The sequence below is a fragment of the Actinoplanes sp. NPDC020271 genome, assembly GCF_044388125.1.
GTDB lineage: Bacteria > Actinomycetota > Actinomycetes > Mycobacteriales > Micromonosporaceae > Actinoplanes.
Genome location: NZ_JBIRWQ010000007.1, coordinates 54,697 through 75,546, shown reverse-complemented (window position 1 = coordinate 75,546; position 20,850 = coordinate 54,697). Strand labels below are relative to the sequence as shown.

Genomic DNA, 20,850 nt, shown 5'->3' with positions numbered 1-20,850 from the left:
ACTAGGTCAGCCCACCGACATTTTCGTCGGCGCGATGCTGCGCCACGTACGCGTGCGGCTCGGCGTGGCGGCCGACGTATCCGTCGAGGTCCACGGGCGTACGCCGCTCGGGCATCTGCTTCTCGACGGCTCGCACGAGCACCGTCGCGACCAGGCCGGCACATGCCCAGAACACCAGGTCGGCGCCGAGATAGCGCAGGTCGGCGTGCACCCCGCGGCCGAGGCCGAGGAACGGGAACGGGAAACCGCGGCGCTGTGGATAGTCCGCGAGGCAGCACCGCCCGGTGTCGACGAGCAACCCGGTCCCGAGCCCGGCCACGGTCACCAGCAGGGCGGTCAGGTACCCGGCGGGGCTCGGCCGGACCCGGTGCAGCCCGAGCAGGACCGCCCCGCCGAGCGTCACCATCACGTGGAACACCACGTAGACGACGCCGTCGACCCCGGTCACCAGGTCGAGCAGGCCGACGCCGGACAGGAACCAGCCGGCCATCACGCGCAGCACGGTCGGGATCGAGGGCCACCCGTCGTCCCGCTCGGCTGTCATGAACCCGAGTATCCCGCCGATTACCACCCGTTCGGGGCGAAACGGCTCAACGGTTCGAGCGCCTGCGCCAGGCTCGCCGGGTGAGGCTCGTGACGACGACGATCAGGAATCCGGCGTACGCCCAGAAGGCCACGTCCACGACCAGGTGCCCCAGGTCGGGTCCCCATCCGTCCGCGACCGCCAGCTCGCGGGCCGCCCCGGGCGTGTCCGCGGTGCCGCCGCGCGACAGCCACGCGTACGGCCAGCCCCGGGCCTCGGTCCAGCCGAACATGCAACAGAGCCTCTCCGTACGTACCGCAAGAGTCCCGAGCGTGCCCGCCGCCGCACCGGCCACCGCGACCACGGCGGACCAGACGGCCGGAGGCCGCAGTCGATGCCAGAAGACCAGCGCCAGCCCGCCGGCGAGCACCACCAGCCCAGCCGGGACGAAGACGACGCCGATCACGCCGAACACGCACGTCAGCGCCCCGAACAGCACCGGGATCGGATGATCGGCGATCTTCGCGGAGGACCTCACAGGCGATGTCTACCACCCGGTCGCCACCGCTGTGGCGCTGATCGCAGGAGGGCGGGCCGCCGGGCGGGGCACGTACCATGGCCGGGTGACTGAAGCTCGCAAACGTGTGTTGCTCGCCAAGCCGCGTGGTTACTGCGCCGGCGTCGACCGCGCGGTGCAGACCGTCGAGGAGGCGCTGAAGCTCTACGGCGCCCCGGTCTACGTGCGCAAGCAGATCGTGCACAACAAGCACGTGGTCAACACGCTCGAGGCCCGTGGCGCGATCTTCGTCGAGGAGAACTACGAGGTGCCCGAGGGGGCCACCGTCGTCTTCTCCGCGCACGGCGTCGCGCCCGAGGTCCACGAGCAGGCCCGCGAGCGCAACCTCAAGGCCATCGACGCGACGTGCCCGCTGGTCACGAAGGTGCACCACGAGGCGAAGCGGTTCGCCGCCGAGGACTACGACATCCTGCTGATCGGGCATGAGGGGCACGAGGAGGTCATCGGCACCTCCGGCGAGGCCCCCGCGCACATCCAGCTCGTCGACGGCCCCGACGACGTGGAGAACGTGGTGGTTCGCGACCCGTCCAAGGTCGTCTGGCTGTCGCAGACCACGCTCTCGGTCGACGAGACGATGGAGACCGTGGCCCGGCTCAAGACGAAGCTGCCGCTGCTGCAGTCGCCGCCCAGCGACGACATCTGCTACGCCACGTCGAACCGGCAGCACGTGATCAAGGAGATCGCGCCGGAGTGTGATGTGGTGATCGTGGTCGGGTCGACGAACTCGTCGAACTCGGTGCGTCTGGTCGAGGTCGCCCTCGGCGCCGGCGCCCGGGCCGGCCACCTGGTCGATTACGCCTCCGAGATCCAGGACTCCTGGCTGGAGGGTGCGACCACGGTCGGCGTCTCCTCCGGCGCCAGCGTGCCCGACGAGCTGGTCATGGAGGTGCTCGGGCACCTGGCCACGCGCGGCTTCGCGGACGTGACCGAGTTCACCACGGCCGAGGAGCGCCTCACCTTCTCCCTCCCGCAGGAGCTGCGCCGCGACATGAAGAAGGCAGCCGCCGCTAGCTGAACTCGGGCGCCTGGGGCTGGCGCGGGGCGACCTCGACCTGGGGTGGCTGGGCCAGCTCCTCGTCCGAGACCCCCATCTCGGCCAGCTTGCGCGCGCTGACCAGCACCCGCGACTCCAGCGAGCCCACCGCCTTGTTGTACGCGCTGACCGCCCCGTTCAGCGAGACCCCGAGCCGGCTCACGTGCTCCCCGAGCGTGGACAACCGGCCGTAGAGTTCCCGCGCCAGGCCGTGCACCGCCACCGCGTTACCGGTCAGCGTCTCCTGCCGCCACGAGAACGCGACCGTGCGCAGCATCGCGATCAGCGTCGCCGGGGTGGCCAGCACGACGTTGCGGCGGAACGCATACTCCATCAGGACCGGGTCGCGCTGCAGCGCCGCGTCCAGGAACGGGTCGGCCGGGACGAACAGCACCACGAAGTCGGGCGACGACGCGAACGCGTTCCAATACTCCTTCGCCGACAGGGCGTCGACATGTGCCCGCAGGTGCCGGGCGTGCTGATCCAGGTAGAGATCCCGGTCACGTTCGTCGCGGGCCTCCATCGCCGACAGGTAACCCTCCAGCGGCGCCTTCGCGTCGACCACCACGCTGCGGCCACCGTGCAACCGCACCACCAGGTCGGGCCGCACCCCCTGATGATCGGTCTCGGCGGTGACCTGCTCGGCGAAGTCGCAGTGCTCCAGCAGCCCGGCCGCCTCCACGATCCGGCGCAGCTGATGCTCGCCCCAGCGGCCCCGCACCTGCGGCGTGCGCAGCGCCGACACCAGCTGCCGGGTCTCGCCGCGCAGCTCGGTGGAGACCGCGCCCATCGCCCGCACCTGTTCCCGCAGCTCCGCATACGCGTCGACCCGGTCGCGCTCCAGCTCGGCGACCCGCTGCTCGTAGCGCCGCAGCGTGTCCTGCAGCGGAGCGACGGCGCGGGCCACCGCCTCCTGCGACTGGGCGGTCGCCTCATAGGACAGCGCCCGCATCGACTGCTCCAGCCGCTGCTCCCCGTCGCGGGTCGCGGCCACCGTCGCCTCCAGCCGGGCGATGTCGGCCGCGGCCCGGGCACGGGCGGCGAGCCACCCCAGGGCGGCACCGGCAGCCAGACAGAGCACGATCACGCCGAGCGTCGAGTACGTCACCATCGCAGATTGCCAGACCGGTACGACAAGACCGCCGAGGGTACTTTGGAAAACATGAACGGCGTGTTGCTCATCCTGGCCATCGTCGCGGTCGTCGCCCTGGTCGTCGTCGGCATGCAGCGTGGCGGCGGCAAAATCCAGCAGACCCAGCTCGAGGACGCCCGGGCCGAGGCCCAGAGGTGGTATGAACGGCTCGGCGGCCAGGTGATCAACCTGCACGCCGACGAGCCGGCCGCCCGGCAGGCCCTGGCCGACGCGAGCGAGCGCTACAACGCCGCCGGCGGCCAGCTGCAGCAGGCCAAATCGGTCCGCCAGTTCGAGCTGGCCCGTGAGTCGTCGCTGGAGGGTCTGACCTACGTCCGGGCCGCCCGCCTCGCGATGGGCCTCGACCCCGGCCCCGACCTGCCCCCGCTCGCCGCGGCCCGCGGCGCCGGGCAGCTCACCCAGGAACGCGAGGTCAGTGTGCAGGGCCACGCCTACAAGGCAGGTCCGCAGCCCGGCCCCGACACTCCGTACTACTACCCCGGTGGTCGCGTCCAGGGCCGCCCGGTGCCCTCCGGGTGGTATTCGCAGCCGGTCTGGAAGACCGCGCTAGGCACCGGCGCCGGCGTGCTCGGCGGCATGCTGATCTTCGACGCGCTGTTCTCCCCGGCGTTCGGCGACGTCGGTGGCTACGCCGACGGTTACCAGGACGGCTTCGACGCCGGCAACGACGTCGACACCAACGGCCTCGGCGACTTCGGTGGCGGAGGCGGCGACGGCGGTGGCTGGGGCGGCGGCGACTTCGGCGGTGGAGATTTCGGCGGCGGCGACTTCGGCGGCGACTTCTGATCTACCAGGGCTGCGGCGGCGACTTCTGATCTACCAAGGCTGCGGCGGGCGCACGTCCGCCGCCGGCCTCGGGTAAGGGTGCAGGCGCCGGGTCAGCTCCCGGCGCAACGCCCGCGGCCCCGGCCAGATCTGGCTCAGATCGGCGACGAACGCCGGCCCACGCGCCGTCACCGTCTGCGCCGGCCAGCCCGCGCCCGACCCCTGCACCGGGTGGACCGTGTCCATGTCCACCGGAGTGACCTCCAGCACGGTCCGCAGCCCACTGCGGCGCACCGTCACCGCGGCGATGTCGTCCCAGGCCAGCAGCACCGGATCGCTGCCCTGAGCGGCCAGTTCCAGACCACCGGCCGACACCCGGACCCAGGTAGTGAGCGCGGCCCGCGCGGACAACGAGTAGAACGCGGCAACCACGCCGCCGACGATGACCGCCTCCAGGGTGGTCACCCACCACGGGTCGCCGGTGTCCTGGGCCAGCCGGCCCACGATCGGCGAGACCACCAGGTACGACAGCATCAGCACGGCGAACACCGCGACGAACGTCCGGGCCGGCGACGACCGGAACAGGATGGTGTCCCCGGCCGGCGCCTCGACCTCCTCCGGGGCGATCGGCATGCCTCCTATGGTGGACCGAACCACCGGCTCCGCTCCCGGGATCGCCGCTTTTGCCCCCTCCGCCGGCCCCCGGAGATCACATTCAAGAGCCTCATGTCCGACGTCCGCTGTGGTCGCCCTCCGCCGCTCCCGCGGGGACCCTTCCGACCTGAGCAGGGCGCTGGCGCGCCCTGAACGCTCAGGCCGGAAGGGCGATCTCCGCGGGTGGGCACGGTCAAAGCACGAAACCCCGTGACCTCGACCTCAGAACGCGCAGGCGACCACCAACTCCGGGGTCCGGTCGCGGAGCAGGTCCAGCCGGGCGATCCGGCCGGCCGCGCGGACGTCACCGTCGATCAGCTGGAGCTGATCGAGCAGCGCACCCGGCCCGAGCGCCTCGGCCAGCGGCACCTCCGCCCGCATCGACAGCTTGCGGTCCGACTTCGCCTTGCGGACCTGCCGCAGCGCGTCGCCGGCCAGATCGAGCAGTGCGGGTTCGCTCTCCGGCGCGACCCGGGTCAGTTCATACCTCGTCGGCCAGGTCGCCCGGTGCACCGATCCGTACCGCCACCAGGACCAGACCTCCTCCGTCACATACGGCAGGAACGGCGCGAACAGCCGCAACTGCACGGACAAGCCGGTGGCCAGCGCGGCCCGCGCCGAGTCCCCGGCCGGGCCGGCCGCATACGCCCGATCCTTGACCAGCTCGATGTAGTCGTCGCAGAACGTCCAGAAGAACGTCTCCGCCGCCTGCAACGCCTCGGTGTGCTGGAACCGGTCGAACGCCTCGGTCGCGGTCGTGACGACCTCGGCCAGCCGGCCCAGCATCGCCCGGTCCAGCGGCTCGCCGACCGGCTTCCGCAGCGCCTCCGCCGCGCCCAGCCCGAGCGCGAACTTCGACGCGTTCAGCAGCTTCGTCGCCAGTCGCCGCCCGACCTTCAACTGCCCCTCGTCGTAGGTCGTGTCGACACCCGGCCGCCCGCTCGCCGCCCAGTACCGCACCGCGTCCGCTCCGAAGCGCGCGAGTGGCTGGTCCGGCGTCAGGACGTTGCCCAGCGAACTCGACATCTTCTTGCGGTCCGGGTCGACGACCCAGCCGGACAGGATGGCGGTGTGCCACGGCAGCACCCCGTGAGCCAGCTCGGCGCGCAGGATCGACGAGAACAGCCAGGTGCGGATGATCTCCTGACCCTGCGGCCGCAGATCCATCGGGACGATCCCGTTGATCTCCGGGGTCAGCGACGACGTGGCCCAGGTGTCCATGACGTCCGGGTCGGCGGTGAAACCGCCCGGCTGGTCCCGCGCCGACTCGTCGAACCCGGGTGGACAGTCCGACGTCGGGTCGACCGGCAGTGCCGAATCGTCCGGTATGAGAAGCTGGTCGTAATCCGGCTCGCCAGCGTCGTCGAGCCGGTACCAGACCGGGAACGGCACGCCGAAGAACCGCTGCCGGCTGATCAACCAATCCCCGGTCAGGCCGGCGACCCAGCGCTCGTAACGGTGTCGCATGTGCTCCGGAACCCAGCGCAGCTCCCGGCCCCGGGCCAGCAGGCGCTCCCGCAACTCCGCGTCCCGCCCGCCGTTGCGCAGGAACCACTGCCGGCTCGTGACGATCTCCAGCGGCGCCTCGCCCCGCTCGTAGAACTTCACCGGATGCATGACCGGTCGCGGCTCCCCGACCAGCTCACCCGACCCGCGCAGCAGCTCGACGATCGCGCGCCGGGCAGCCGGGACGGTCAGCCCGGCCAGCGGCCGATACGCCTCCGGCGGGACACCGGCCGGTGACTCCAGCAGGAAACGCCCGTCGCGCCCCAGCACAACCCGGGTGCCCAGGCCCAGGTCACGCCACCAGGTGACATCGGTCAGGTCCCCGAACGTGCAGACCATCGCGATACCGGTGCCCTTGTCCCGCTCCGCCAGCGGATGTGCGAAGACCGGGACCTCGACCCCGAACAGCGGCGACCGGACCGAGGTCAGGCCGGCGAAGCGCTCGTCACCGGGGTGGTGGACCAGCGCGACGCACGCCGGCAACAGCTCCGGCCGCGTCGTGTCGACGTCGACCGGCCCGGCCGGCCCGTGGAACCGCAGCGTGTGGAACGCACCGGGACGATCCCGGTCCTCCAGCTCGGCCTGCGCGACGGCGGTGCGGAAACCGACATCCCACAACGTCGGGGCCTCCGACGAATACGCCTCACCCCGCGCCAGGTTCGCCAGGAACTCGCGCTGCGAGACGGCCCGCGCACGGTCACCGATCGTCGTATACGTCAGCCCCCAGTCGACGGAGAGACCCAAATGGCGCCAGACCGCCTCGTACGCCTTCTCGTCCTGCGCGGTCATCCGGCCACACAGCTCGACGAAGTTGCGCCGGGAGATCGAAATCGGCGACTTCGGCGGTCTCGCCGGCGGCTCCCAGCCCGGGTCGTAGGGCAACGACGGATCACAGCGGACGCCGAACACGTTCTGCACCCGGCGCTCGGTCGGCAGGCCGTTGTCGTCCCACCCCATCGGGTAGAAGACAGCCTTGCCCCGCATGCGCTGGAAACGCGCGACCGTGTCGGTGTGCGTGAACGAGAAGACGTGCCCGATGTGCAACGCACCCGATACGGTCGGCGGAGGGGTGTCGATGGCGAACACGTCAGACCGCCCCCTCTGCCGGTCGAACGTGTACGTACCCTCCTCCTGCCAGCGCGGCGCCCACTTGCCCTCGAGCCCGTCCGGAGACGGCCGCTCGGGGAGGCCGGGGCGTCCGGTTCCCGTATCGGTCATGCGGCCACCCTAGGCCCGCCGCGGCGGCCACTGCCAGGAGTTTTCCGGGCCTGTGGACAACCCTCCGAGCCGGACGCCGGCCCGGCGGCCGGCGTCGCCGGACCGCAGACCGCTCACGCCGCCGACTCGTGCTCCAGCAGCCACGACTTCACCGGCAGACCCCACCGGTAACCACCGAGCGACCCGTCCGTACGCAACACCCGATGACACGGCACGATCAGCGCCACCGCGTTCCGCGCGCACGCCGCAGCCGCCGCCCGGATCGCCGCCGGACGACCGGCCAACTCCGCATAGTGCGAATACGTCACCGGGTCACCCGGCTTGATGTCCCGCATCACGCTCCAGGCGTGACCCAGGAACGTGCCCGACGTGTGCTGCTCGACCGGCACCGCATCCAAAGCGGCCAGATCACCGCGGAAATAGGCCCGCACCGCTTCCTGCGCTGCGCCGACGTCGTCAGCCGGCTCCGCCGTCTCCACCAGCCTCGGATGGATCAGACGGATCAGACCCGGCACATCCGTGGTGAAACCGGCCGCGCGAACCGCGCCCGAATCCGCGACCACCAAGGTGAACGGGCCGGCCGGGGTCTCCAACGTCGAATGACGCAACATGGTCCTCAACTCCTCGTCTCGGGGGATACAGCCTTGCGGAGATCCGTCCACCACGAGCAACTTCTCGTGTCGCCTGTGGACAACGGACCGGCCTGTGGACAACGCGTTGCCGGGTCGGCGGACGAGGTACGTTGCAACGCGTCGGTTTCATCGAAGCCCGCGGTCACCCCGCGGAATCAGGCGGCTCGCCAGAGCCGGATCAGTGCATACGAGCGCCAGGGGCGCCAGCGTTCGGCATGCACGGCGAGTGCCCTCGCCGCATCCGGCAGGCCGAGCGCGGCCGCGCCACGACGGGCGGCCAGATCAGAGGGAAGGAAGACGTCCGGGTCGCCGATCGCGCGCATCGCCACATAGCCGGCAGTCCACGGGCCGACGCCCGGGAGCTCCAGCAGGCGGGCGGTGGTATCCGGGCGGTCGGCGCCGGGTTCGAGGTCGAGTTTGCCATCGGCTACGGCGGCGGCCAGGGCGCGGACGGTGGCGCGGCGAGCCGCCGGCATGCCGAAGGCGGAGTCGGGTAGTTCGGCGACCACGGCCGCCGACGGAAACCCGGTCAGTTGGTTAGTGAAGGCGGGGGCGGGGGCGGGGCCCGAAGGGCCGAGACCATCAGCGTTGCCGCCGTCGGCCGCAGCAGCCGCCGCCGCCCGGACGATCCGCCCCAACGTAGTCCGAGCCCCGGAAACACTCACCTGCTGCCCCACCACCGCCCGGACTGCCATCTCGAACCCGTCCACCGCCCGAGGCACTCGCACCCCCGGCTCCGCCGCCACCGCCGCGGCCAGCGCCGGGTCGGCCCGGAGCGTCCCGTCCACCGCTTCGGGGTCCGCGTCGAGGTCGAACAGCCGCCGGCACCGGGCGACGGCCGGCGCCAGGTCCCGCACATCGTTGAGTCGCAGCGTCGCGAGGATCCATCGTTCCGCGGGCCGCAGCGCCACGCTTCCGTTTCCGTGGGGGAGGACCAGGCCTCGGCGGTACGTCGTCCCGTCCACTTCGTCCACGCCGGGAAGTGTCCGGGCGTCGAGGAATTCCAGCAGTGACGCGGCGTGCAGCGGTGCCCGGTACGCGAGCCGCAGGTTGATCACCCCGGCTTCGCCTCGTGCGATCGGCCGTTTCTCCCGTAGCCGGCTCGGCGATTGCGCGTACACCTCGAGCATCGTGTCGTTGAACTGCCGTACGCTGCCGAACCCGGCCGCGAACGCGATGTCGGCGAGCCCGAGGTCGGTCGTTTCGACGAGGATCCGGGCGGTCTGTGCTCGTTGTGCGCGGGCGAGCGCCAGTGGTCCGGCGCCGAGTTCGGTGGTGAGCATCCGGTTGAGGTGCCGTTCGGTGTATCCGAGGCGTGTGGCGAGTCCGGTGACGCCTTCCCGGTCGACGACGCCGTCGCCGATCAGCCGCATGGCGCGGCCGACGGTGTCGGCTCGGGCGTCCCATTCGGGTGATCCGGGTGCGGCGTCGGGCCGGCACCGTCGGCAGGCGCGGAATCCGCCGCGCTGGGCGGCGGCCGCGCTGACGTAGAACGTGACGTTCTCGCGTTTCGGTGTGACGGCCGGGCAGGACGGCCGGCAGTAGATCCCGGTGGTGCGCACGGCCGTGTAGAAGCAGCCGTCGAACCGCTGGTCACGGCTGTCGACAGCGCGGTAGCAACGCTCGAAGTCCAGCTCCATGCCACCGAGTCTGCTCCGCCCGGTCTCGCGGCGGCTGGCGGGTTTCGGACCTGACTGCTGTCAACCGTGGTTGACGATCGAGGCGGTGTCAACTATGGTTGACGGATGATGGCTTTGGTGGCGACGGACATCCGGTGGCGGGTCTTCGGTGACGGGGGACCCAAGGTCGTGCTGCTGCACGGCGGAATGCAGACGTCGGCGAATTTCACGAAACTGGCCCGTGAGCTGGCCCGCGACTTCACCGTCCACGTCCCCGACCGGCGTGGTCGCGGGTTCAGCGGCCCGGCTGCGCCCGGTCACGGGCTGCGGGCCGAGATCGACGACCTGGGCGCGGTTCTCGGCGAGACCGGCGCGCGCAACGTGTTCGGGCTCAGCTCCGGGGCGGTCGTCGCGCTGCGGGCGGCGCTGGAACTGCCGATCGAGCGGCTCGCCCTGTATGAGCCGCCCCTCAAATACGGTGCTCACGATCCGATTGCTTGGCTTTCCCGGTACGAACGTGAGTTGTCCCGCGGCCGCACCGCCGCCGCGTTCACCACGGTCGTGAAGGGCACGGGCGGTGCCCGGTTCGTGCCCCGGGCCGCGCTGCTCCCACTCGCCGGGCTGGCCGTGCGCAACCCCGGGATTGCCGAACTGGTGCCGACGATGCGCCTGGACGCGGCCGTGGTCGAGGGCGCGGCCGGCCCGCTGAGCACGTATGCGGGCGTGACCGCGGAGACGCTGCTTCTCGGTGGGGACCGTTCACCGGCGTACCTCAGATCGGTCTTGAACGGTCTTGAGCCTGTGCTGCCGAAAGTGTCGCGCGTGACGCTGGGCGGGGTCGGTCACCTCGCCGCCGACAACAGCGGCAAGCCGGCCCTGGTCGCTGCGGAACTGCGGAAGTTCTTCCGATGAGGCTTGCGTAGACTGGCGTTCCGTGAGCCTCACCATCGGAATCGTCGGCCTGCCCAACGTCGGCAAGAGCACCCTGTTCAACGCCCTGACCAAGAACGACGTGCTCGCCGCGAACTACCCGTTCGCGACGATCGAGCCCAACGTCGGCGTGGTCGGGCTGCCCGACGAGCGGCTCGGGAAGCTCGCCGAGCTGTTCGGCAGCGAGAAGATCCTGCCGGCGCCGGTGAGCTTCGTCGACATCGCCGGCCTGGTCCGCGGCGCGTCGAAGGGCCAGGGGCGCGGCAACGCGTTCCTCGCGAACATTCGTGACGCGTCCGCGATCTGCCAGGTGGTCCGCGCGTTCTCCGACCCGAACGTGCTGCACGTCGACGGCAAGGTGTCGCCCTCCGACGACATCGAGACGATCAACACCGAGCTGATCCTGGCCGACCTGCAGACGGTCGAGAAGGCGCTGCCACGCCTGCAGAAAGAGGCGAAGCTCAAGAAGGAGAAGGCCGCCACGGTGGCCGCCGCCGAGGCCGCGTTCAAGCTGCTCAACGACGGTGTCACGCTCTACCAGGGCGCGGCGTCGGCCGGCGTCGACCTGGAGCTGCTGGGTGAGCTGCACCTGCTGACGACCAAGCCTTTCCTGTACGTGTTCAACGTCGACGAGGCCGAGCTCGGCAACGAGTCGTTCCTCGACGAGTTGCGTGCCCTGGTCGCGCCGGCCGAGGCCGTGTTCATGGACGCGAAGATCGAGTCGGAGCTGATCGAGCTGGACGAGGAGGAGGCGCTGGAGCTGCTCCAGTCCACCGGCCAGTCCGAGCCGGGCCTGAACCGGCTGATCCGCGTCGGCTTCGAGACGCTGGGCCTGCAGACCTACTTGACGGCCGGCCCGAAGGAGGCCCGCGCCTGGACCGTCCCGGTCGGCGCGACCGCCCCCGAAGCGGCCGGGGTGATCCACTCCGACTTCCAGCGCGGCTTCATCAAGGCCGAGATCGTCAGCTACGACGACCTGGTCGCGGCCGGTTCCATGGCGGCGGCGAAGGCGGCCGGCAAGGTCCGCATGGAGGGCAAGGACTACATCATGAAGGACGGCGACGTGGTGGAGTTCCGCTTCAACGTGTAATGCGACTCGGTGCCCGGCTCATTCGCTCGGGCCGGGCACCAGGGCTGTCGGTCCGGTCAGCGGGGTGTGGCGTTGCGGAGGCGGATGCCGCTGAAGCCCAGCGTGCTGGTGGTGACCTCGTCCCAGAACGGCCACAACGACGGCAGCAGGCGCAGCTGGATTCCCGCCTCGGAGTGAACGTCGATCAGGTCGCCGACCGGGGACGGCGGAGCCAGCGGGACGACCGGCGAAGTGGACACCCACGCGTGCGTGCCGAAGGGGCGGAAGCGCTCGGCGGGCAAGCGGTACGCGTACAGGGAAGTCGATCTCATCGCCGGCAGCCAGCCGTATTCGATGGCGTGCACCCGTGTCCCGCACCCCGCGCCGATGATCCGGTCCTGATCAGTTTCGGTCGTGGAGGGGACGACCCAGGCGAGGGCGCGTGGGCACTGCCGCGGGAACCAGTACGACGGCGCCTGATCGTGGTCGACTGCCCAGACGTACGGTTCGGGCTGCTGAGCGGTCGCTGCCACGTGCGGGACGAACCGGGTGATCGCCGGGTCCTCGGAGAAGTGCAGCACCTCACCGGGCACGGGACGAGCGAGCCCGGTGAGGTGCACAGCTGATCAGAGCCGGACGACCGAGCGGGCGCCCTCGCCCCGCGCCATCCGTTCGAATGCGGCCGGCACGGCGGCCAGTTCGATCCGGTCGGTGATCAGGTGGTCGAGGGAGAGCCGCCCGTCGAGGACGTCCCGGGCCAGGGCGGGCACCGCGACGTCCGGGTCGGCCTGACCGTAGACGGACGCCCGCAGGGTCCGCGCCGACGAGAAGATGTCGAGTGCGGCGATCTGCACCATGTCGTCGGCGGCGCCCATGCCGACGACGGTGACCTGCCCGCCGCGCCGGGTGGCCCGCCAGGCGGCGCGGATCGTCGACGCCCGGCCGACGCATTCGATGGCGTGGTCGGCGCCGCGGCCTTCGGTGCGGACCCGGATGTCCTTGGAGAGCGTGTCCGAGGAGACCACGAAGTCGGTCGCGCCGGCCGCCTCGGCCAGTCCTTTCTTCGCCTCGCTGACGTCGACGGCGATGACCTGCCCGGCGCCGGCCGCGCGGGCGGCCGCGACGACTGACAGGCCGACTCCGCCGAGACCGATGACCAGCACCGATTCGCCCGGCTGCACGTTCGCGGTGTTCTGCACGGCGCCCGACCCGGTGAGCACCGAGCACCCGAGCAGCGCCGCGATCTCAAAATCCAATTCCCGTGGTACGGCGATGACAGCGTTCTCCGGCGCGACGACCTGTTCGGCGAACGCGCCGAGTCCGAGCGTCACGTGCACGGGCGCGTCGTCGAGAGTGATCCCGTTCTCCAGCGCCGCGACGCCGGAGGACGTGGAGCACAGCCACGGCTGGCCGTGGTCGCAGAACCAGCAGCGCCGGCACGGCGGCTGCCAGTTGAGGACCACGTGGTCGCCGACCGCGGCGCGGGTGACGTGCTCGCCGACCTCGACGACCTCGCCGGCTGCCTCGTGGCCGAGGACGAGCGGGTGCGGCGGCCGCAGCGTCCCGTTGATCATCGACAGGTCGGAGTGGCAGACGCCGGCCGCCCGCACACGGACCCGCACCTGGCCGGGGCCGATCTCGGGCAGCCGCAGTTCCTCGACCGTGGCCGGCCCACCGGCCTCACGGACGACCAGCCCGGGAATGTAGCGGCTCATCGCCGGACCGCCTTCGCCTGCGAGCGTTCGTCGCGGCCGGGAATGTCGTGGCTCATCGCTGGATCGCCTTCACCTGCTGGAACTCCTCCAGGCCGAATTGTCCGAGCTCCCGGCCGACGCCGGACTGCTTGTAGCCGCCGAACGGCGCGAACGGGTTGAACGAGCCGCCGTTCACGTCGACTGCGCCGGTGCGGATCCGCCGTGCCACCGCGAGGGCGTGCTCGTCGCCGCCCCAGACCGCGCCGGCCAGCCCGTACTTCGAATTGTTGGCGATCGTGACGGCCTCGTCGTCGGAGTCGAAACCGATGATCGACAGCACCGGGCCGAAGATCTCCTCCTGGGCCAGTTCGCTGTCCGGCGCGACGTCGGCGAAGACGGTCGGCGCCACGAAGTGACCGGTGCCGGGCACCGGCGCGTCGAGACCACCGGCGACGAGCCGCGCGTCGGCGCGCTCGATGAACCCGCGGACCCGTTCGCGCTGGGCGGCGGAGACCAGCGGGCCGAGCCGGGTGGCCGCGTCGAACGGGTCACCGGTGGTGTAGCCGCCGGCCGTCTTCGCGGCCAGTTCGACCGCCTCGTCGTAGTGGCTGCGGTGGACCAGCATCCGGGTCCATGCCGTGCACGTCTGACCGGAGTTCAGGAACGCGTTGCCGACTCCGACCTTGACCGCCTTGACCAGGTCCGCGTCGTCAAGGATCACGTTCGCCGACTTGCCGCCGAGTTCCAGGCTGACCTTGGCGATCCGGTCCGCGGCGGCGTGGGTGATCGCGCGGCCGGTCGCGGTGGAGCCGGTGAACGAGATCATGTCGACGTCCGGGTGCCCGGCGATGGCCGCGCCGACGGCCGCTCCGGTGCCGGTGACCAGGTTGAGCACGCCGGGCGGCAGGCCGGCCTCGTCGGCCGCGTCGACCAGCAGGTACGCCACCAGCGGCGTCAGCTCGCTCGGTTTGAGCACCACCGTGCAGCCGGCCGCGAGCGCCGCGCCGACCTTCGCGACGACCTGGTGCAGCGGGTAGTTCCACGGCGTGATCGCGCCGACCACGCCGGCTGCCTCGCGCACGATCAGCGAGTTCCCGATGGTGTGCTCGACGACGGGGGAGAGGGCCAGATCCGCGTACCCCCGAAGGACCGTGAGGGGCAGGCCGGCCTGGACCGCCTGGGCGATCTTCAGGGGCGTGCCGAGTTCCTGGCCGACGGTCCGCGCGATGTCCGCGGCCCGCGCCGCGAGAGCCTGGTGCAAGCGGTCCAGGTGGGCGCCGCGCTCGGCCATGGGCAGCGCCGACCAGCCGTCGAAGGCCTGGCGGGCGGCGGAGACGGCGAGGTTCACGTCCTCCGGCGTGCCGGCCGGGACGTGCCCGATCACCTGCTCGGTGTACGGGTTCTCCACCTCGATCCGGTCGCTGGAATCCGGCGGCACCCACGCGCCCCCGATGTAGAGCTGTTCGCGGAATCCCGACGTCATCGGCGTACCCCCTGGTCGTAGTGGTCGGACAGGCCGGCGAGGAGCACGTCCAGCCCGAGTTCGAACGCGCCCTCGTCGACCGCGGCGCGGTGCGCCGGCAGTTCGTGGGCGCGGTGCAGGTGCGGATAGCGGTCGTACAGCTCCGGGTCGCTGGCGAAGCCGAGCGCGAACGAGCCGAGCGCCGACCCGGTGATCAGGTAGCGCATCAGCGCGCCGATGTGGGTGGCCCGCGAGCGGGACCAGCCGGCGTCGATCAGCGCGCCGTAGACGGCCTCGGCCATGGCCAGCCCGTGCGGCCGCCGCCCGGGGCCGGTGGCCAGGACCGGGACGATGTTCGGGTGGGCGGTGAGCACCGCGTGGTACGACTTGGCCCAGAGCCGCAGCCCTTCCCGCCAGTCGCAGTCGGCGAACACGTCGATGTCGACCTGCGCGACCACCGCCTCGGCGACCGCGTCGACGATCTCCGCCTTCGTGGCGAAGTGGTTGTAGAGCGACGGGCCCTGCACGCCGAGTTCGGTGGCGAGCCGCCGCATCGACAGCGCGTCCAGGCCCTCGGCGTCGATCAGGGACGAGGCGGCCTCGACGATGCGCGCCCGGGTGAGCAGCGTCTGTCGTGGCCTTGCCATGTTGGCAACTCCCTGGAAATCGGAAATCAACACTGGACGCGCAAAAACTTACGCCGCTAGTTTATGCGCAAGCTGCGACGTACATCACTTCGGAGGGAACCAGCATGACGACTCTGTCCCTGGCCACAGTTCTGGCGGAGAGCGCGCGCCGGTACCCGGAGAAGGTGGCGGTGGTCGACGCGGGCGCCCGGATCACGTACCGGGAGTTGTGGCAGCAGGCCCGGGAGTACGCGGCCGGCCTGCAGGAGCTGGGCATCGGCCCGGGCAGCACGGTCGCCGTGATGATCCCGAACGTCGCCGACTTCCCCCGGGTCTACTACGCGGCGCTGGCCGTGGGCGCCCGGGTGGTGCCGGTGTCGCTGCTGTTGCAGCCGGAGGAGGTGGCCTATGTCCTCACCGACAGTCAGGCCGACCTGATCGTTACGCACTCCGCGTTCCTGCAGGTGGCCGCGGTCGCGGCCAGGCTGTCGCAGACCCGGCTGGCCAACGTCGGCCCGCTGCCGGCCGACCTGCCCGTCCCGCCCGAGCGCCTCGAGCGGGTGGCGGCCGGGGTTCCGGCGCTGCACACCTACGTGACCCGCGAGGCCGAGGACGTCGCGGTGATCCTCTACACCAGCGGCACCACCGGCAAGCCGAAGGGCGCCCTGCTCACCCACCTCAACCTGGTGATGAACGCCGCGGTGAACGTCTTCGACGTGCACCCGATCACCGGCGACGACGTGGTGCTGGGCTGCCTGCCGCTGTTCCACACGTTCGGCCAGACGGTCGGGATGAACGCCACGTTCCGGCTCGGCGGGACGCTCGTGCTGCTGCCGCGCTTCTCCGGCGAGGCGGCGATCGACCTGATCCTGCGGGAGAACGTGTCGATCTTCCACGGTGTGCCGACCATGTACATCGGCCTGCTCGAGGCCGCGGCGAAGGCGGAGCGCCTGCCCAAGCTGAAGCTCTGCGTCTCCGGTGGCGCGTCGTTGCCGGTCGCGGTGCTCGAGCGCTTCGCGGAGGCGTTCGGGTCGCACATCTGGGAGGGCTACGGTCTTTCCGAGACGTCGCCGACGGCGACGACCAACCAACCGGCGTACGGCGCCAAGCCCGGCACGGTCGGGCATCCGATCTGGGGCGTCGAGGTGGAGATCGCGCGTCCCGAGGTGCCCGAGCGCATCGAGTTCCTGCCGACGGGTGAGCTGGGCGAGATCGTGATCCGCGGTCACAACGTCTTCGCCGGTTACCTGAATCGCCCGGAGGCCACCGCGGAGGCGATCGTCGACGGCTGGTTCCGCACCGGTGACCTGGGTGTGAAGGACGACGAGGGGTTCATCAGCATCGTCGACCGCACCAAGGACCTGATCATCCGTGGCGGCTTCAACGTCTACCCGCGCGAGGTGGAGGAGGTCATCGCCCGGCACCCGGCGATCCAGCAGGTGGCGGTCATCGGGGTGCCGGACGGGACGCACGGCGAGGAGATCTGCGCGGTGGTGGTCCTGGAGGACAAGGGCTTGACCGAGCAGGAGCTGATCGACTGGTCCCGCGAGCGGCTCGGCAAGCACAAGTACCCGCGGCAGGTCCGGTTCACCGAGTCGCTCCCGCTCGGGCCCAGCATGAAGGTTCTCAAGCGGGAGCTGCGCAAGCAGTACTCGGGTAACTAGCTCAACAGTGGGGGCAGTTCGGCGACGATCGGTACGTCGGCGGGCAGCCACGGGACACTGTTCAACTGGTCCACGGCCAGCCAGCGCATGGCGGAATGCTCCAGCGCCTCCGGCTCACCGCCGTCGAGCACCTCGACGGCGTAGACGCGGAGTACGGCCCGGCCGTGGGCCAGTGGCACGTCGGGTCCGACCCGGGGCCCGACCTCGACGGTGATGCCGAGTTCCTCGGCGCATTCACGGGCCAGCGCCTGCTGGTCGGTCTCCCCCGGCTCGACCTTGCCACCGGGGAACTCCCATTTGCCGGCCGCCTCCGGCGGGGCGCTGCGCTGGCAGGCGAGCACCCGCCCGCCCGTGATGATCACCGCGGCCACAATCACCCTGGGTGACGGCGCGGGTTTGACGTACTGTTCCGACGGCATGAGAACCAAGATCGCACAAAACTCCGCCGATCAGGTTGCCCGAGCCGCCCCGATCGTCCCCCAAACGCGGATATGTGGGCGTGGACATCACTGTCCCAACGGACGAGACTGTGCGTACCGACCATGACGACACGGCGACAGTTCGGCCACAAGCCGGCAACAACGCTCTGGGGGGTGCGGCCATGCGGGCTAGAAAACGCCGGAACAACACCGGGTCCGACTATCTGAGTGACGCGCTCACGCTGTTGAGCGGGTGGACCCGCGACGGCGTGCAACTGCGTCGCGATCTTGCCTGTGACGACAGTCAGCACGCGGCCTTGACCGAGCGGATCAAGGTGGCCGCGGACACGCTCGCGATCCGGCCGGTGATCCGGCGCGTCGAGGGGCACACGCAGATCTGTCTGGGTGACCGCGACGGTGAGGCCATCACGGACGGTGAGGTAACGCTCGCCGCGCGTATCGAGGATTTCTACCGCACCGTGCTCGAGCATCCGTAAGGATTCGCGGCTACGCTGCGCCGCATGGCAGACGTGATCTACGACAACAAGAGCCAGCTGGAGCAGGTCCAGAGTGGCCTGCTCGAGGGCGAGACGGTCATCGCCGTCTACGACGCGATCGGCGTGGGCACCGGCTTCATCGGGCTGACCAACCGCCGGATCATCATCCAGGACAAGTCGTTCGTCGGTAAGAAGTTCGCGATCACGAGCATTCCCTACAGCAAGGTGAGCTCGGTCAGCGTCGTCAGCAACAAGAGCTGGGCCGGCCAGTTCTTCTCCAGCGGCGAGATCGCCATCACCGTGGGCCAGCACGTGTACGAGGTGGAGTTCCGCGGCTCCGACAAGGCTCACCACGCGCACAACCTCATCCTCAGCCTCGCCTCCTGAGCTCCTCCCGGGGTGCGGGCCGGCGGACGGCTCAGTGCCCGCCGACCGCCTGCGTCAGATCCCAGACGTACCGGCGGCCGGCGGGCTTCTCGTCGCGCCACACCACCTCCCAGCGGCCGGAGGCGATCTGCACCGGGTCGGCGAACGTGCCGTACCCCGCGCGCTCCTTGACGCTCGGCGGCTGATCGTTCTCCGGGAACGTGAACGTCACCTCGAAGCGGGTGAACGCGGACGGCGTCCCGCTCGCGGTGGGCAGCCGGTCCTCCCAGACGAGCTGGTCCCAGCCGCGCTCGCGCAGTGGCCGCCACAGCCCGCGCGGCCGGTACTCCACCTGCCACTCGGTCGGCGTCATCATCGCCGGGTCGAAGATCATCCAGACCCGCAGCACCCGGTTCTGCTCCAGCGGCAGCGCGGTGATCGTGCCAGACGTCTGCCGGTGCACCTTGAACGCGATGTCGTCGAGCCGCATGATCCGTTCGTCGTCGGTCGGCACGATCGGCCGCATGGTCCGGTGCGTGACCAGCGGTTCCGGCGTGGTGACCCGCTTCTCGACGATCCGGTCGCTGTCGTCGTCGGCGCCGATCGTGACGGTGACCTCCAGGGTCTCCAGGAAGAGCGGCTTCTCCCGCTCGCTGATCCGCTGGATGGCGTCGAGGTAGTGCTGGTGCCCGGCCCGCTGCAGGGTCAGCGCCTGCGTCGCCGCCAGCAGCTGGTCCCGCAGCTCGCGGATGCGCAGCACGAACGCGATCTGCCAGAACCGGACCACGAAGTAGAGCAGGGCGGCCAGGAAGACCGCGGTCAGCGCCCACTGGGCGGCCCGGGCCGGGATCTCGGCGAGCTGGGCGACGCCGGAGGCCAGTCCGATGAGCATGACCAGAACGTTCAGGGCGCCCCTGAACACGGTCTGATACCTGGACGGCGTTGCCGGCATTCTCACCATCATGCCGACCGATACTGAAGGGATAAATCACGTCAAAGAGTGACGTGACCCGATTCGGGGTGGCTGTTCGACCGATGTTCGAAAGCCGGATGGGGGATACGGCATGCCAGACCGGCCAGCGAGCGGACGGTTACCGAGCGGTAACTATTGCTGGCCCCGGCCCGATCGCCGCATGCTACCCGGGAGATTCACCGCAACCCATCGATGCCCCTGACCCCCCGGAGGCGATCACCGGTGCTGGCTCACCTGCAGAAGCCGCTGACCCGGAAGCCGAGCCGTGAACTGATCGGCAGCGATCTCGGACCGTTGCCGGCGACCGGCGGCGGGGAAGGGGGTCAGCCGCACCGGCTGGCCGTGTTGCTCGGCGCGAACGCGGTGTTCGCGATGGCGCTGCTGCTCTCGGCCGTGCTCGTCGGCCTGGCCACCGTCGCGCTGCACTGACCCCGTCCCGCTGCGACTCAGTAGCTGCCGCCCTCGCCGCCGCGCGACCCGGGCTGCTTCGCCATCGCCTTCATCGTTCTCCCTCTGGTCTTGCCGCTTCCGCAGCGGACAACGGAATCGACGGCACTGTGGTTGCGGAATGCCGCGCGTAGTTTAGCCGGGCATAGCGGACCAACCGGTCAGTTCCGGTGTTCCGGGCCGCCGCTCAGCGCAGCATCACCGCGCACGCCTCGGTCGTCTCCAGCACGAGGTCGGCCGCGATGTCGATGGCCAGCGTCAGGTGCACCGGATCGTTGTTGATCGCGGCGAACGCGGCGTCGACCCGCTGCTGGAACTTCGCCGGCGCGCCCGGCAGCCGCCCGGCCGCGGCCACCGCGCCCTTCTCATTGACCAGCCACTGCCCGGCCGCGCCGTGCAGTGCGTGCGCACACACCCCGACCAGGCGGAACAGGCAGCCGGCGACGTAACTGGTGTCGAACCGCGACACGCCCTTGCGGGCCAGCCCGACCAGGAAATCCGCCTCCCACAGCCCGGAGACCAGCGCCTCGGCCAACGGCCTCGGAAAAACCGAGACGCGGCGGCGCAGCGCGGCCAGCTCCCCGGTCGGGTCGCTCAGGATGCGACCCAGGGCCAATTCGCCCGCGTACGCGAAATCCGGCACCCCGAGGGGATGGCCGCCCTGCGCGTGGAACTCGTACCGGCCCTGCTCGGCCTCGGACCAGCACCGGTGCACGCGGTCGAGGTCGCGGTAGATCCAGTCCACCGGGTGATCGCCGATCCGGAGCCAGCCGCCGCCGTCCACCCACGGACCCCACTCGCCGGGCGCCGTGACCCGGGCCCGGTCCCCGGCCACCTCGACGGCCAGCTCGCCGAGGCGGGCGGTGTCGAACGGCGCCCGGTAGTACAGGCCCAGATCAGTGTCGGACTCGGGCGAGTGGGTCTGCCGGGCCCGGCTGCCGCCGAGCACGACCCCGACCACCCCCGGGACGGTGAGCAGGCGCTGGGCCATCTCGGTCAGTTCGGCGTCGGAGAGTGCCATGC

General features: G+C 70.7%; 22 protein-coding genes. 8 read left to right on the top strand and 14 right to left on the bottom strand.

What is annotated here, in order from left to right:
• Position 1: 1 nt before the first annotated feature.
• Together ACH442_RS17680 and ACH442_RS17675 are read right to left on the bottom strand one after the other, a co-directional pair.
• Complete coding sequence (locus tag ACH442_RS17680) at positions 2–544, bottom strand: hypothetical protein (protein ID WP_396339087.1); 543 nt, start codon at positions 542–544, stop codon at positions 2–4.
• Positions 545–590: 46 nt separating this feature from the next.
• Complete coding sequence (locus tag ACH442_RS17675) at positions 591–1,061, bottom strand: hypothetical protein (protein ID WP_396339086.1); 471 nt, start codon at positions 1,059–1,061, stop codon at positions 591–593.
• A gap of 85 nt (positions 1,062–1,146) precedes the next feature.
• On the opposite strand from ACH442_RS17675, the gene ACH442_RS17670 reads away from it, so the two are divergent.
• Positions 1,147–2,115 (top strand): 4-hydroxy-3-methylbut-2-enyl diphosphate reductase, encoded by a 969-nt coding sequence (locus tag ACH442_RS17670; RefSeq protein WP_396339085.1) that lies wholly within the window; start codon positions 1,147–1,149, stop codon positions 2,113–2,115.
• Here the strand turns inward: ACH442_RS17670 and ACH442_RS17665 are convergent.
• Entirely contained in the window at positions 2,108–3,244 is a 1,137-nt protein-coding gene (locus tag ACH442_RS17665; protein ID WP_396339084.1) for a DNA recombination protein RmuC, read from the bottom strand. The two genes, ACH442_RS17670 and ACH442_RS17665, sit on opposite strands and share 8 nt — an antisense overlap.
• Positions 3,245–3,295: 51 nt before the next feature.
• Between ACH442_RS17665 and ACH442_RS17660 the strand changes: the two genes are divergently transcribed.
• Positions 3,296–4,072 carry a hypothetical protein gene (locus tag ACH442_RS17660; RefSeq protein WP_396339083.1) on the top strand — a complete coding sequence of 259 codons (777 nt, stop codon included), beginning with the start codon at positions 3,296–3,298 and terminating at the stop codon, positions 4,070–4,072.
• A gap of 30 nt (positions 4,073–4,102) precedes the next feature.
• Here the strand turns inward: ACH442_RS17660 and ACH442_RS17655 are convergent, their stop codons facing one another.
• The 4 genes from ACH442_RS17655 to ACH442_RS17640 all read right to left on the bottom strand — a co-directional run bounded on the left by ACH442_RS17655 (position 4,103) and on the right by ACH442_RS17640 (position 9,701).
• Complete coding sequence (locus ACH442_RS17655; protein ID WP_396339082.1) at positions 4,103–4,684, bottom strand: hypothetical protein; 582 nt, start codon at positions 4,682–4,684, stop codon at positions 4,103–4,105.
• 243 nt (positions 4,685–4,927) lie between these two features.
• Positions 4,928–7,429 carry a valine--tRNA ligase gene (gene valS / locus ACH442_RS17650; RefSeq protein WP_396339081.1) on the bottom strand — a complete coding sequence of 834 codons (2,502 nt, stop codon included), beginning with the start codon at positions 7,427–7,429 and terminating at the stop codon, positions 4,928–4,930.
• Positions 7,430–7,542: 113 nt separating this feature from the next.
• Positions 7,543–8,040 carry a methylated-DNA--[protein]-cysteine S-methyltransferase gene (locus ACH442_RS17645; RefSeq protein ID WP_396339080.1) on the bottom strand — a complete coding sequence of 166 codons (498 nt, stop codon included), beginning with the start codon at positions 8,038–8,040 and terminating at the stop codon, positions 7,543–7,545.
• A gap of 176 nt (positions 8,041–8,216) precedes the next feature.
• Complete coding sequence (locus tag ACH442_RS17640) at positions 8,217–9,701, bottom strand: AlkA N-terminal domain-containing protein (protein WP_396339079.1); 1,485 nt, start codon at positions 9,699–9,701, stop codon at positions 8,217–8,219.
• Positions 9,702–9,806: 105 nt separating this feature from the next.
• Here ACH442_RS17640 and ACH442_RS17635 point away from each other — a divergent pair, with 105 nt between their 5' ends.
• Positions 9,807–10,592: an alpha/beta fold hydrolase gene (locus ACH442_RS17635; protein ID WP_396339078.1), complete on the top strand. Its 786-nt coding sequence runs from the start codon at positions 9,807–9,809 to the stop codon at positions 10,590–10,592.
• Positions 10,593–10,614: 22 nt separating this feature from the next.
• Entirely contained in the window at positions 10,615–11,700 is a 1,086-nt protein-coding gene (gene ychF / locus ACH442_RS17630) for a redox-regulated ATPase YchF (protein WP_396339077.1), read from the top strand.
• A 56-nt stretch (positions 11,701–11,756) separates the two neighbouring features.
• Here ychF and ACH442_RS17625 read toward each other — a convergent pair whose 3' ends face one another.
• From ACH442_RS17625 to ACH442_RS17610, 4 genes are read right to left on the bottom strand one after another with little or no spacing between them, the layout of a single operon-like run.
• Positions 11,757–12,272 carry a DUF6886 family protein gene (locus tag ACH442_RS17625; RefSeq protein ID WP_396339076.1) on the bottom strand — a complete coding sequence of 172 codons (516 nt, stop codon included), beginning with the start codon at positions 12,270–12,272 and terminating at the stop codon, positions 11,757–11,759.
• Positions 12,273–12,305: 33 nt separating this feature from the next.
• A complete protein-coding gene (locus tag ACH442_RS17620) occupies positions 12,306–13,394 on the bottom strand; it encodes an alcohol dehydrogenase catalytic domain-containing protein (protein WP_396339075.1) in 1,089 nt (362 codons plus the stop codon).
• A gap of 52 nt (positions 13,395–13,446) precedes the next feature.
• Positions 13,447–14,856, bottom strand: a complete 1,410-nt coding sequence (locus tag ACH442_RS17615; protein ID WP_396339074.1) for an aldehyde dehydrogenase family protein — start codon at positions 14,854–14,856, stop codon at positions 13,447–13,449.
• Positions 14,853–15,482: a TetR/AcrR family transcriptional regulator gene (locus ACH442_RS17610; RefSeq protein WP_396339073.1), complete on the bottom strand. Its 630-nt coding sequence runs from the start codon at positions 15,480–15,482 to the stop codon at positions 14,853–14,855. The genes ACH442_RS17615 and ACH442_RS17610 overlap by 4 nt, the downstream gene beginning before the upstream one ends.
• Positions 15,483–15,586: 104 nt before the next feature.
• On the opposite strand from ACH442_RS17610, the gene ACH442_RS17605 reads away from it, so the two are divergent.
• Positions 15,587–17,125, top strand: coding sequence for a long-chain fatty acid--CoA ligase (locus ACH442_RS17605; RefSeq protein WP_396339072.1), 1,539 nt, complete (start codon positions 15,587–15,589; stop codon positions 17,123–17,125).
• Here ACH442_RS17605 and ACH442_RS17600 read toward each other — a convergent pair.
• Positions 17,122–17,544: a (deoxy)nucleoside triphosphate pyrophosphohydrolase gene (locus ACH442_RS17600; RefSeq protein ID WP_396339071.1), complete on the bottom strand. Its 423-nt coding sequence runs from the start codon at positions 17,542–17,544 to the stop codon at positions 17,122–17,124. The genes ACH442_RS17605 and ACH442_RS17600 overlap by 4 nt on opposite strands.
• 182 nt (positions 17,545–17,726) lie before the next feature.
• Here ACH442_RS17600 and ACH442_RS17595 point away from each other — a divergent pair, with 182 nt between their 5' ends.
• Complete coding sequence (locus ACH442_RS17595) at positions 17,727–18,041, top strand: pterin dehydratase (RefSeq protein WP_396339368.1); 315 nt, start codon at positions 17,727–17,729, stop codon at positions 18,039–18,041.
• 24 nt (positions 18,042–18,065) lie between these two features.
• A complete protein-coding gene (locus tag ACH442_RS17590; protein WP_396339070.1) occupies positions 18,066–18,428 on the top strand; it encodes a PH domain-containing protein in 363 nt (120 codons plus the stop codon).
• Between the two features lie 31 nt (positions 18,429–18,459).
• Here the strand turns inward: ACH442_RS17590 and ACH442_RS17585 are convergent, their stop codons facing one another.
• Entirely contained in the window at positions 18,460–19,299 is an 840-nt protein-coding gene (locus tag ACH442_RS17585) for a hypothetical protein (RefSeq protein ID WP_396339069.1), read from the bottom strand.
• Positions 19,300–19,602: 303 nt separating this feature from the next.
• Between ACH442_RS17585 and ACH442_RS17580 the strand changes: the two genes are divergently transcribed.
• On the top strand, positions 19,603–19,809 hold the full coding sequence (locus tag ACH442_RS17580) for a hypothetical protein (RefSeq protein ID WP_396339068.1): 207 nt from the start codon (positions 19,603–19,605) through the stop codon (positions 19,807–19,809).
• 205 nt (positions 19,810–20,014) lie between these two features.
• On the opposite strand, the gene ACH442_RS17575 is transcribed toward ACH442_RS17580, so the two are convergent.
• Positions 20,015–20,848 carry a nucleotidyltransferase domain-containing protein gene (locus ACH442_RS17575; protein WP_396339067.1) on the bottom strand — a complete coding sequence of 278 codons (834 nt, stop codon included), beginning with the start codon at positions 20,846–20,848 and terminating at the stop codon, positions 20,015–20,017.
• Positions 20,849–20,850: the final 2 nt, after the last annotated feature.